Below are 11,835 nucleotides of genomic sequence, written 5' to 3' on the forward strand. Positions count from 1 at the left end.
CGGCCTCAGCCCGCCGGCGGCGCGAGGGTGATGACGCTGTAGGCGATGGCGGCGCTGCTGCCGGAGTTGCGGTAGCCGTGGGGCTGATCGCCGCGGAACACCACCACGTCGCCGGGCGAGAGCTTCCAGATCCGCCCCGACTCGCTGAGCTCGATCTCGCCGCGCTCGCAGGTCAGGTATTCGCGCGTCCCGGGCGTGTGCGGGATGCCCGACATGCTCGCCCCCGCGGGCAGCTCCATGCGCTCGATCTCGAGGCCCGCGATCGGCTCGGGCAGCAGGCGGCGCACGATGACCTTGCCGCGCTGGCGGGTCGGCAGGGTCGCCGCGGCGTAGAACTTGGAGGTCGTGCGCGGCGGGCTGATGAGCTCCTCGAGCGAGACCTGCAGCGCGGCGGCGACCTTGATGAGGACGGCGAGGGTGGGGTTGGCGGCGCCGCTCTCGAGGTTGGCCCAGGTCGGGCGCGGGACCCCGGCGACCCTGGCGATCTGCTGCTGCGTCAGGCCCCGGGCCTCGCGCAGCTGGCGGATGTTGTTGCCGAGGTGAACGGGGACGGTCTCGTCGTCCATGGCTCGCGACTGTGACCGGGACGGCCGGGTCGGCGCAATAACCTCGTGACAAGGAAATGTCACCGCGGTTGGTAAACCGTCCGGGGCGCTCCACGCTGGCGACAGACCCAAAGGAGCTGCTCTCATGACCACGAATCTCGATTTTACGGACAACGTCGCGCTCGTCACCGGGGCCGGCCGTGGGCTCGGCCTGGCGCTGGCGCGCGAGCTGGGGCGCCGCGGGGCGCGGGTGGGCCTGGTCGCCCGCGACGCCGCGGCGCTGCGGGCCGCGGTCGACTCGCTGCGCGGCGAGGGTGTCGTCGCCGAGGCGATCGTCGGCGACGTCGGCGACAAGCGGGCGATCCACGCGATCGCCCACCAGGCGGCGGCGCTGCTCGGCCCGGTCGACCTGCTGATCCACAACGCCAGCACGCTCGGGCCGGCGCCGCTGCGGCTGCTGCTCGACACCGAGTGCGAGGACTTCGAGCGCGCGCTGCAGGTCAACCTGCTCGGGCCGTTCCGCCTGAGCAAGGTGATCGCGGGGGCGATGGCGCTGCGCGGGCGCGGTACGATCGTGCACGTGTCGTCCGACGCGGCCGTCGAGGCCTACCCGCGCTGGGGCGCGTACGGGGCGTCGAAGGCGGCGCTCGACCACCTCAGCCGGACCTGGGCGGCCGAGCTCGAGGGCACCGGGGTGCGCGTGCTGGCGATCGACCCCGGCGAGATGGACACGCAGATGCACGCGGACGCGATCCCCGAGGCCGACCGCAGCAGCCTCGCCGATCCGGCCGACGTCGCGCGATGGATCGCGGCGATCGTGCGCGACCCCGCGGGGGCGCCGTCCGGCGCTCGCGTGCGCGCCGACGACTGGAAGGAGGGCCGGCGATGAACCCCGCGACCGCACCCCGCGACGATCGTGCCGACGCCCGCCTGCTCCTGATCGACCCCGCCACCGGGGCCCGCGCCGACGCGCACGTGCGCGACCTGCCGCGCTGGCTGCGAGCCGGCGACCTGCTGATCGTCAACGACGCGGCGACCCTGCCGGCGTCGCTGCGGGCCCGCGTATGGCGGAACGAACATGTCTCGGAGGACATGTTGTCGGACGACCTCGAGGTCCGGCTCACCGGCATCGGCGAGGCGACCTGGCGGGTCGCCCTGCTCGGCGCCGGCGACTGGCGCACGCCGACCGAGCGCCGCCCGCCGCCGCCCGTGCTGCAGGTCGGCGATCGGCTGGTGTTCAGCGAGGCGCTCGCGGCCGAGGTCGTGGCGGTCTCGCCGGTGTCGCCGCGGCTGGTCGAGCTCCGCTTCGACCGCGAGGGGGCGGCGCTGTGGGGCGCGCTGTACCGTCTGGGCCGGCCGGTGCAGTACGCGTACGTGCGCGAGCCGCTGGCGCTGTGGTCGGTGCAGACGGTGTTCGCCGGCCGGCCGTGGGCGGCCGAGATGCCCTCGGCGGGACGTCCGCTCGACTGGGACACGCTGCTGGCGCTGCGCCGCGGCGGCGTCGAGATCGCGGCGGTGAGCCACGCGGCGGGCTTGTCGTCGACCGGCGACGCCGCGCTCGACGCCGCCCTGCCGCTGCCGGAGCGCTTCGACGTCCCGGCCGCCACGGTCGCCGCGATCGCCCGCGCCCGCGCCCGCGGCGGGCGGGTGATCGCCGTCGGCACCACCGTCGTGCGCGCGCTCGAGGGCAGCGTGCGCCGCTTCGGCGGGTTGCAGGCCGGCGCCGGCGAGACCGACCTGGTCCTCGGGCCAGCTTTCGTCCCGCGCGTGGTCGACGGCGTGATCACCGGCATGCACGGTCCGGGCGAGAGCCACTTCGAGCTGCTGAGGGCGTTCGCCGGCGAGGCTGCGCTGCGGTCGGCGTTCGAGCACGCGGTCGCCGGCGGATACCTCGGCCACGAGTTCGGCGACGCGGCGTTGATCGTGCCCGGACTCGCGTCGGTCGCGGAACAGGCCGCCTGAGTCCGCGGCATGTCCGCTTGGACATGTCTGAAAATCATGTTGTCACGTGTCGGTGTCGGTCCGGCGACCTTGCAGCGAACGGGGGCGCGGGGGGTTGACCGTGTGGCGCCGAGGGGGTACCCAGGAGCGAACTCGCGCACGGAGCACGAACCCCCCATGACACAGCGAACCGGATACCCCGACGGCGCCCCCTGCTGGGCCGACCTCAACACCCCCGACCTCGACGGCGCCAGGCGCTTCTACAGCGGCGTGCTGGGCTGGACCTTCGACGAGCCGGTGGCCGAGTTCGGCCACTACACGACCGCCCGCCTGCAGGGCCGCAGCGTGGTCGGCGTGGCGCCGAAGATGCCCGACCAGCAGCACTTGCCGTCGGCGTGGAGCGTGTACCTCAAGACGTCCGACATCGAGGCGACGGTGCGCAAGCTGGCCGACGCCGGCGGCAACGTGATCGTGCCGCCGATGGAGATCCCCGGCCAGGGCCACATGGCGTTCGGGTTCGACTCGACCGGCGCCGCGTTCGGTCTGTGGCAGCCGGCCTCGCACACCGGCGCGCAGGCGTTCGACGAGCCCGGCGCGATGTGCTGGCACGAGGTCAACACCCGCGAGGGCGAGAAGGCGGACGCGTTCTACCGCCGGCTGTTCCCCTACGAGCAGCAGCAGATCGGCGACTGCAAGACGTTCGACTACATGGTCTACCACCTCGCGGGCACGGCCGTCGGCGGCCGCATGCAGATGACCGCGGAGTGGGAGGGCATCCCGCCGCACTGGATGACTTACTTCCGCGTCGAGGACACCGACCCGGCGGCCGAGCGCGTGCGTCAGTTCGGCGGCAAGGTCATGCACGGGCCGTTCGACTCGCCGCACGGGCGCATCGCGGTGGTCTCCGACCCCTACGGCGCGGTCTTCTCGATCATCGGGCCGGCGCCGACGCCCGCGTCCTGAGCGCGTGACGGAGAGGATCATGGGGCCTCGACGCCGCGGATCTCCGGGGTCCGGGCGAGGGGTTCCACGGGCGCGGGAGTTGGTGTACGGGTGAGACGATGTCTGCCCCCACGCCCCGCGCCCTCCTCCTGACGACCTGCCTCGCGCTCGCCTGCGGCGACGACTCCGGCGGCAGCGCGAGCGCGACGATGGGCGGCACGACGTCGACCCCGCCGCCGACCACGGGCGGCGAGGTGCCCACTGGCTCTTCGGGCATGTCGCAAGGGACAGGCTCGGAGAGCGACGCGGCGGCGACCACCGACGAGGTCGCGCCGACGACGTCGGCGAGCGCGACGACGACCACGAGCGGCGGGATCAAGCTCGACGTCGGCACGGTGTCGGACTTCGGGGTCGGCGACTGCGACTGCAACACGGCCGCCGAGTTCGGCTACATCTGGGTCGCCAATTCGCCGGAGAGCACGGTCTCGAAGATCGACACGGGCACGGTGCAGGAGGTCGGCCGCTACTTGACGCGCGCCGACGCGGCCGGCAACCCGTCGCGCACGTCGGTGTCGATCTCGGGGCGCGCGGTCGCGGTCGCCAATCGCCATCAAGGCCTGGTGAAGATCTGGGCCAACCCCGAGGACTGCGACCCGAACAACAACGGCGCCCCGGGGCTGCAGACGTCGAGCGGCGCGGGCGACGTGCTGGCGTGGGGCGAGGACGACTGCGTGGCCTGGTACACCGACTTTCCGGGCTTCACGACCCAGCGTCCGGTCGCGTGGGCGCCGGGCACCTTCAACGAGTTCACGTGCCGGTGGGAGAACGAGCGCCTGTGGACGGCGGGCTGCGGCGGCGGCTTCGCGCCCGGCTTCGGCGACGGCGACCCCGACGTCGCGCTGGTCGACGGCGACACCGGCGAGATCCTCCAGACGCTCACGCTGACCGGCTACGGCTGCAACGGCTTCGGCCCCTACGGCGGCGCGGTCGACAGCACGGGCAACCTGTGGCTCACGCTCAACAACGGCAACCTCGCGTTCGTCGACATCGAGACGTTCGCCTACGTGATCCACCCGAAGCCCGCGAACGTGCAGTCGTACGGGATGACCGTCGATTCGAAGGACCGCGTGTGGGTGACGTCGTACAGCGCCGACAACGGGGTGGCCCGCTACGATCCGGTGACGATGACGTGGGACATCATCACGGAGATCAAGCAATACTCGCAGTCGGGCATCGCCCAGGGCGCCGACGGCCGGATCTGGGTCGCGGGCTCGTTCGCCAACATGGGCAACCTCAACGGCGTCGCCGGCATCGACCCCGAGACGCTGGCGGTCACGACCTACCTGGCGACCACCAGCAACGGCAAGGGCGTGAGCGTCGACGGCAAGGGCTTCATCTGGCGCGCGGGTGGCAACACGGCCTCGCGCGTCGACCCCGACGACGGCACCGAGACCAACTACAGCGGGCTGAACGCCGCGTACACGTACTCGGACATGACCGGCTTCGGGGTGGCCAACGTCGCCGGCTGCCAGCCGGCCGGCTGAGGCGCGACGCTCGAGCCGGCCGCGGCGACACCGCTGGCGACCGCTACCGCAGCTCGGGCGCCGGTGAGTCCGCGGGCTCCCCGGCGAGCGCGCGCGCCTGGGCGGCGAGCTCGTCGACGAGGCGGCAGGCGCGGGGGAAGTCGACGCGCTTGTAAAACTCGATGTCGGGGTAGGTCGCGACCACCGGGCCCTTCTCGCAGACGTGCAGGCAGCCGATCACGGCCACGCGCACCCGGGCGCCGCAGGCGGCTGCGTAGGCGCGCGTCTGCTCGACGAGCGCGCGCGAGACCTCGCGCGCAACGCACGACTTGCCGACGCACACGACCAGCGCCGGCGCGTCGTCGAGCTCGCGCTTGCGCATGTGTTTGCGGAGCTTTCGCTTCTTGCCCATGAGTCGCCGCGGTCCAAGACCGGGATGATCGAGTCTAGCGCCCCGCGCAAGCGCGGCCGCGCCGGACGGGCGCGCGCGGTCGAGGGGGCGGGCCCAGCCGGTCGCGTCCGCCGGACCCGCGGCGGCGCAGGGCACGGCGGACGGTCACGCGAGCCCGACGAGCTTGTCGGGGTTGCGCACGATGTAGATGCCGGTGACGGCGCCGTGCTCGTCGTAGGCGAACGAGGTCGCGGGGCGGTTCCAGAAGTTGATCATGCCGACGATGGCGATCGGCGCGGCGACCTGCTCGTCGCAGAAGTGCTCGCGCAGCCGGGCCCGCAGCGGCCCGCAGTCGGTCTGGCGGTCGAGCACCGTGAGCGACTCGGTCCATGCCAGCGCCGCCTCCTCGCGCTCGCTGAAGTCGTCGGCGTGGTCCCACACGAGGATGCGGTCGAGCCGGTCCTGCGTCTCGCCGTGCTGAGGCGCGTCGCGGAGGTGCATGTTGATGCACCCGGCGCAGCCGTTGATCTGAGAGGTGTCGGAAAGGTCATGTTCATCGGGACATGTCGTCATGGACATGAAACAAGTGTAAGGGCGCTTACAACATGAGCATGCAGCGGGCGGGGTTTGCGGGCGAGGTGTCGCGTGCTACGTTGCGCGCATGGGACTGACCTTCCCCAACGAATCGGCGGAGTACCGGGCCGCGCGCGAGCGGCTGCTGGCGCGGGAGATCGAGCTGCGGCGCCTGATCGAGGCGGTGGCGCGCGAGCGCCGGGCGCTGCCTCCGGGCGGCGTGGTGCCCGAGGACTACGTGTTCGAGGGCGTGGTGGACGGGGCGCCGGCGAAGGTCCGGCTGTCCGAGCTGTTCCTGCCCGGGCAGGACACGCTGGCGGTCTACAGCTACATGTTCGGGCCGGAGCGCGCGCGGCCGTGTTCGATGTGCACGCCGCTGCTCGACGGGCTCGACGCGGCCGAGCCCAACATCCGCCAGCGGCTCGCGCTGGTGGCGGTGGCCGAGAGCCCGCTGGACAAGTTGCGGGCGTTCAGCGAGGAGCGCGGCTGGCGGCGGCTGCGGCTGCTGTCGACGGCCGGCAACCACTACAACCGCGATTACCACGGCAAGGGCAGCGATGGCGGCGACACGACGATGCTCAACGTGTTCCGCCGCGAGGGCGCCACGGTCCGCCACTTCTGGGGCACGGAGATGGCCCACAGCGACGGCGACCCGGGGCAAGACCACCGCGGGCTCGACATGCTGAGCCCGATCTTCGCGATGTTCGACCTCACGCCCGCCGGCCGCGGCGACTTCTACACCAGGTTGTCCTATCCGTGACGCGGGCGCGCGGGCGCGACGCCGCGGCCCAGGCTTGCCGCGGCCGCGCGTGCGCTGATATCGTCGCCGGGTGTCCACGCCTCGCGCGACCTGGATGATCGGGCCCGCGTGCGATCTGGCGGCGCTGGCGTTCGGCTGGCTGCCGTTCTACCTGTGGCTGGTGTTCGGGCTCGGGCTCGGCGCGCAGGCGTTCGGCGGCGAGGCCCTGCGCGGACGCGCGGCCGACGAGGCGACGGCCCTGGCGGTCCTGGCGGCGCTGGCGATCAGCTACGTGCATCGCCACTACACGTTCGTGGTGGTGTACGGCGACCGCGAGGTGTTCTCGCAGCGGGCGCGCGCGTACTGGCTGGCGCCCGCGCTGGTGCTGGCGATCGTCGGGCTGGCGAAGGCGACGGCGGGGCTGTCGCCGGCGACGGTGGCCGGCATCAAGCTGTCGCCGTGGCAGATCGCGCTGTTCGTCACCGGGGCGTGGAACATCTGGCACACGCTGCAGCAGCGCTACGGGCTGCTGCGGATCTACGCCGGCAAGCTCGGCGGCGGGACCGAGCGGCCCGAGCAGGCGCGGCGCGACCGGGCGCTGATCTGGCTGGCGACGGCGACGGTGGCGGTGACCCTGCCGGTGCTGCGGCCGCAGCTGCTCGGCGGTCACGTCAATGCGCGCAAGCTCGGACGGATCCTGGCGCCGCTGGCGAGCGCGTGGTGGGCCTGGGCGCTGCTGGCCGCGGTGGTGGGGGCGTTCGCGTGGGTGCTGCTGCGCTGGCTGCGGCACGAGCTGCGCGCGCCGGCGACGTGGCGGCAACGCGCACCGCGGCTGGCGATGATGGGCTCGACGCTGCTGCTGTTCGCGGTGTTCCCGCTCCACGGGCCGGTGGTCGGCTACCTGTGCTTCGGGACAGCTCACGCGATCGAGTACATGGCGTTCGTCCACCACTACGGAACGAAGAAGTACGGCCGCGCGCAGCCGCGGCGCGGGGCGGCGGCGGCGCTGCTCGGCGACGTCCGGCTGGCCGTGCCGGCGCTCGCGGGCGGGCTCCTGCTGGTGTTCTGGCTGATCCAGGAGCAGCGCCGGACCGACCTCTACCTGATCTACTACACCGCCACGTCGTGGCTGCACTTCCTGTACGACGGGTGGATCTGGAAGGTGCGTCGGCCCGAGCTGGCGCGCACGCTCGAGCTCGGGGCCCGCTCGCAGGCCTGAGCGGCGGGATGTCCCGTGGGACATGTAATCTGTCCCTCGAGATAGGCCGTGCGCGGGCCCGAAAAAAGCGCCGGCGAGCGCGGCTCGACCGGCGCCGACAGCGGGGGCGCGCTAGCTGGCGCGGTGCTCGACGTGGTGCGGGGCCGGGACGGGCAGGCCGCCGGTGACCTCGGCGATGATGCGCTGGGTGTCGTCGAGGACTTGCCCGTAGTGGAGGGTGGCGCAGAACGGCCGCACGTAGAGGAGCGTGCCGGCGGCGTTGAACTCGAAGATGTCGGCGGTCGGCGCGGGCGACTCGACGACGTTGGGGATCTGCTTGATGCGCGCGAGCAGGGCGGCGGCGACCTGGCGGGCGTCGACGCCGTGGGCGATCTGGACGCGCAGATCGACGCGACGCGTCGCGTTGGCCGAATAATTGACGATGTTGTCGGCGAACAGCTTGTTGTTGCCGATGAAGACGCGGACGCCGTCGCCGGTGTCGACGGTGGTGGCGAACAGGCCGATCTCGCGGACATCGCCGGTCACGCCGCCGCCGGTGATGGCGTCGCCGACCTTGAAGGGGCGCAGGACGACGAGGAAGATGCCGGCGGCGAAGTTTGCGAGGAGGCCCGACCAGGCCATGCCGATGGCGACGCCGGCGGCCGCGAGCACGGCGGCGAACGAGGTCGACTCGACGCCGAAGATGCCGAGGATCGCGACCAGCAGGACGATCTTCAACAGGACGCTGAGCGCCGAATTGAGGTAGTGGCTGAAGGTCGGATCGATCCCGCGCGCCGTCATGGCGTTGCGCACGACCCGGCCCGCACCGGCGATCACGATGCCGCCGACGACCCACAGGACGATGGCGCCGAGCGCCTTCCATGCGAAGGGGAGGATGTACTGCTGGACGACGGCCGAGATGTCGGGGAGTAGTTCTGCTGCGACGAGCATGGTGCTCCTGAGGTGAGGGTAAAGCCGGTGCCAAGGGTCGTCGGTTCGGCGGCCCGGTGCAATCGCGGCGATTGTCGGCTGACGGGCGGAGAAATGGGGTGGGCGCCCGGGCGCGCGTGCGCGGGCGGGCCGAAATTGCCGGATCGCCGGGCGAAAGGGACGAGCGCCGCGGGGGTGATGGGCGCGCCAATGCGGTGAGTCGCCGCCCCCGGTCGCGGACGGGGACGAGATCGCCGCGGCCGGCGAACGGCGTCGCGCCGGCGAACGTCGTCAGCTGACCCGAGGATCAGGTACCCATCGCGCGCGCGAGCACGACTAGCGCCGGCACGCACACGGCCAGGACGACGAGGGTCGAGACCAGGCCGAAGCGCAGGTACTCGAAGAACCCGAGCTCGTGGGCGCCGGCGGCCTTCTCGGCGACGATGATGTTGGCGACCGAGCCGATCAGGGTGAGGTTGCCGGCGACGGTGGTGACGAAGCCGAGCAGGACCCACGCGAAGGTCGAGCCGTCGGCGCCGACGTGCGGGGCGGCGAGCAACACCATCGGCACGTTGGAGACGAGGTTCGAGCCGACGAGGTAGAGGGCCGACAGGGTCGAGAGGCCGAAGGCGCTGTCGTGGGCGAGCCAGGGCCCGAGCGTCGCCCAGGCGGCGTCGACCAGGCCGGTGGTCTCGAGCCCGGCGACGACCACGAACAGGCTGGCGAAGAACACCAGCAGGGTCCAGTCGACGCGGGCGAAGATCGCGTGCGGGTCTTCGCGCTCGCTGAGCACCAGCGCGACCACCCCGCCGAGCGCGCTGTAGCCGAGGTGCGCGCCGGCGAAGAAGGCGACGACGACCCCGAGCACGACGACGACGACGCGGGCGAGCCGGCCGCGATCGACGGCGGCCGGGGCCACCGGCGCGAGCGGGGCCGTGCCGAGGTCGCGCCGGTAGTAGAGCAGGAGCAGGCCGACGTTGAGCGCCAGCGCCAGCGCGGCCGCGGGGGCGGCGAGGGCCGAGAATGTCGCAAAGGACATGCCGCTCAGCCCGCCGACGATCATGTTCTGCGGGTTGCCGACGAGGGTGGCGGCGCTGCCGAGGTTGGCGCTGGTGGCGGTGGCGATCAGGTAGGGGCCGAGCGGCAACCTGGCCTTCTGGCAAGCCACGACCACGAGCGGGGTGAGGAACACGCACACGGCGTCGTTGACGAACAGCGCGCTCATGGCCCCGGCGAGCACGGCGACGGCCACGAGCAGGCCCACCGGGGTGCGCGCGCGGGCGATCGCGCGGGCGGCCGCCCACTCGAAGAAGCCGGCCTGCTCGACGTAGGCGACCAGAGCCATCATGGCGAACAGCAGCAGGATGGTGTCGCCGTCGATCGCCGCGTAGCTGGCCGCGGGGCTCAGCGCGCCGCAGGCGACCATGAGGAAGGCGCCGAACAGCGCGCCCGCGGGGCGACCGATCGGCAGCAGGCGCAGCCGTCTGGCCGCGATCAACACGTAGGTGAGGCCGAAGATGGCGACGACGACCGCGGTCAAGCGGCGGCGAGGGTCGCACGAGCGACCGCCGTCGTCGAGGCCGGGGAGGGGGCCCGCTTCGCGTGAGGCCCCTCGAGAACCTCCGGGCCCCGCCTCCTCGGGCGCGCGATTCCCCGTGCTAGTCGGCCGGCGCGACGCCCTTGGCCTCGGCCTTGATCGCGCGGCGCCGGCGGGCGTCGTCGGCGAGCTTGCGCTGCCACTGGGCGATCCGCGGCGCGACCAACTCGTTGGTCTTGTTCAGCTTCTCGAGCATCGGCGCGGCCAGCCCCTTGCCGGCGTGGAGGGCCGCGTAGAACTCGTCGAACACCGCGGCGATCTCGGGCTCGACGCTGTCGGACGGCGGGCGGTGCTGGGTGCGGTGTTCGGGCTTCACCGCGGCCAGCGCGGCCTCGGCGTCGCCCTTGCCGATCCACTTGAGCACGTCGCGGACGACCCGCTGCGGGTCGGCGAGCAGGCCCTCGTACGACTGCACGTGCACCGGGTAGCGGCGGATGGCGATGTCGCGGACGAGCGCGAAGTTCTCGGCCCACCACTCGAGCGCGCCCGGCATGCGCAGCGGCACCAGGTCGTCCTTGCCCTCCTTGCGGCGGGCGTCGTCCTCCATCGCGTAGAGCCGGCGGATCGACGACTCGTACTCGCGCCACTCGCGGACCGTGGCGATGACCTTGGTGATGTAGGCGCGGTCGCTGCGGGCCAGCCCGGGGATGAACACCTTGACCGCGTGGTGCTGGACCTGCTCGGGGAACAGGTAGGCGCCGGTCTTGGGGTGCGGGTTGGTCTTGTAGTAGATGCCGCGGCGGAGGTGCGACTCGTAGAAGCCGTCGGGGTTGGCGGCCTTGATGGTCTGCTCCCAGCGGCCGCTGAACTGCTCGCCGATGTACGAGAAGCCGGCGCCGATCAGGATCTGCATCCACATCGAGGTGCCGGAGCGCTTGGTGCCCGTGACGATGATCATGCGAACAGGTCCTTGAGGGTCGCGTGCGCGGGTGTGGGGGTCAAGCCGGCCAGTCGAGGCCGGCGACCAGCGCCGCGAGCCGGGTCAGCTGCGCGGCGTCGCCGTCGTCGAAGTTGCCGCGCCTGTCGCTGTCGAGGTCGATGACGCCGAGCACCCGGTCGCCGCGGACGATCGGCACGACCACCTCGCTGCGCGAGTCGGCGTCGCAGGCGATGTGGCCGGGGAAGGCGTCGACGTCGGCGACCACGAGCGCCTCGCGGCGGGCCGCCGCGGTGCCGCACACGCCCTTGCCGGGGCCGATCCGGGTGCAGGCGAGCTTGCCCTGAAATGGCCCGAGGACCAGGTCGTCGCCGACCTGGCGGTAGAAGCCCGCCCACGAGACGCCCGGCAGCTGCTTGAGGCAGGCCGCGAGGTTGGCGAGGTTGGCCACGAGGTCGGGCTCGCCCTCGACCAGGGCCTGCGCGGTGGCCAGCAGCTCGGTGTAGATCTCGGCCCTGTCCGCGTCGCCAGGGAAGTCGAATGTGTGCATCGCGGTGACGCTATCACGCCCGCGAGCAG

The 11,835-nt window shown here is 72.4% G+C and carries 13 protein-coding genes; 6 read left to right on the plus strand and 7 right to left on the minus strand.

Annotated features, from left to right (window positions below):
- Positions 1-5 precede the first annotated feature (5 nt).
- Entirely contained in the window at positions 6-566 is a 561-nt protein-coding gene (locus tag K7C98_RS38805; protein ID WP_224196964.1) for a helix-turn-helix domain-containing protein, read from the minus strand.
- Between the two features lie 124 nt (positions 567-690).
- On the opposite strand from K7C98_RS38805, the gene K7C98_RS38810 reads away from it, so the two are divergent.
- From K7C98_RS38810 to K7C98_RS38825, 4 genes are all read left to right on the plus strand, one after another.
- Positions 691-1,434 carry an SDR family oxidoreductase gene (locus tag K7C98_RS38810; RefSeq protein ID WP_224196965.1) on the plus strand — a complete coding sequence of 248 codons (744 nt, stop codon included), beginning with the start codon at positions 691-693 and terminating at the stop codon, positions 1,432-1,434.
- Positions 1,431-2,507, plus strand: a complete 1,077-nt coding sequence (locus K7C98_RS38815; protein WP_224196966.1) for an S-adenosylmethionine:tRNA ribosyltransferase-isomerase — start codon at positions 1,431-1,433, stop codon at positions 2,505-2,507. The genes K7C98_RS38810 and K7C98_RS38815 overlap by 4 nt, the downstream gene beginning before the upstream one ends.
- 156 nt (positions 2,508-2,663) lie before the next feature.
- Positions 2,664-3,449 (plus strand): VOC family protein, encoded by a 786-nt coding sequence (locus K7C98_RS38820; RefSeq protein WP_224196967.1) that lies wholly within the window; start codon positions 2,664-2,666, stop codon positions 3,447-3,449.
- 98 nt (positions 3,450-3,547) lie between these two features.
- Complete coding sequence (locus K7C98_RS38825) at positions 3,548-4,972, plus strand: Vgb family protein (RefSeq protein ID WP_224196968.1); 1,425 nt, start codon at positions 3,548-3,550, stop codon at positions 4,970-4,972.
- 43 nt (positions 4,973-5,015) lie between these two features.
- On the opposite strand, the gene K7C98_RS38830 is transcribed toward K7C98_RS38825, so the two are convergent.
- Both K7C98_RS38830 and K7C98_RS38835 read right to left on the minus strand, forming a co-directional pair.
- On the minus strand, positions 5,016-5,363 hold the full coding sequence (locus tag K7C98_RS38830) for a hypothetical protein (protein ID WP_224196969.1): 348 nt from the start codon (positions 5,361-5,363) through the stop codon (positions 5,016-5,018).
- A 144-nt stretch (positions 5,364-5,507) separates the two neighbouring features.
- Complete coding sequence (locus K7C98_RS38835) at positions 5,508-5,921, minus strand: carboxymuconolactone decarboxylase family protein (protein WP_224196970.1); 414 nt, start codon at positions 5,919-5,921, stop codon at positions 5,508-5,510.
- 82 nt (positions 5,922-6,003) lie between these two features.
- Here K7C98_RS38835 and K7C98_RS38840 point away from each other — a divergent pair, with 82 nt between their 5' ends.
- Together K7C98_RS38840 and K7C98_RS38845 are read left to right on the plus strand one after the other, a co-directional pair.
- Positions 6,004-6,675: a DUF899 family protein gene (locus K7C98_RS38840; protein WP_224196971.1), complete on the plus strand. Its 672-nt coding sequence runs from the start codon at positions 6,004-6,006 to the stop codon at positions 6,673-6,675.
- 70 nt (positions 6,676-6,745) lie between these two features.
- Positions 6,746-7,873 (plus strand): hypothetical protein, encoded by a 1,128-nt coding sequence (locus K7C98_RS38845; RefSeq protein WP_224196972.1) that lies wholly within the window; start codon positions 6,746-6,748, stop codon positions 7,871-7,873.
- 111 nt (positions 7,874-7,984) lie between these two features.
- On the opposite strand, the gene K7C98_RS38850 is transcribed toward K7C98_RS38845, so the two are convergent.
- The 4 genes from K7C98_RS38850 to K7C98_RS38865 form a co-directional block, all read right to left on the minus strand.
- On the minus strand, positions 7,985-8,803 hold the full coding sequence (locus K7C98_RS38850) for a mechanosensitive ion channel family protein (RefSeq protein WP_224196973.1): 819 nt from the start codon (positions 8,801-8,803) through the stop codon (positions 7,985-7,987).
- A 286-nt stretch (positions 8,804-9,089) separates the two neighbouring features.
- Positions 9,090-10,322, minus strand: a complete 1,233-nt coding sequence (locus tag K7C98_RS38855) for an SLC13 family permease (protein ID WP_224196974.1) — start codon at positions 10,320-10,322, stop codon at positions 9,090-9,092.
- Positions 10,323-10,440: 118 nt separating this feature from the next.
- Positions 10,441-11,277, minus strand: coding sequence for a hypothetical protein (locus K7C98_RS38860; protein ID WP_224196975.1), 837 nt, complete (start codon positions 11,275-11,277; stop codon positions 10,441-10,443).
- Positions 11,278-11,317: 40 nt separating this feature from the next.
- On the minus strand, positions 11,318-11,806 hold the full coding sequence (locus tag K7C98_RS38865) for a GAF domain-containing protein (RefSeq protein WP_224196976.1): 489 nt from the start codon (positions 11,804-11,806) through the stop codon (positions 11,318-11,320).
- Between the last annotated feature and the right edge of the window lie 29 nt (positions 11,807-11,835).

The sequence above is a fragment of the Nannocystis pusilla genome, from assembly GCF_020073745.1.
GTDB lineage: Bacteria > Myxococcota_A > Polyangia > Nannocystales > Nannocystaceae > Nannocystis > Nannocystis radixulma.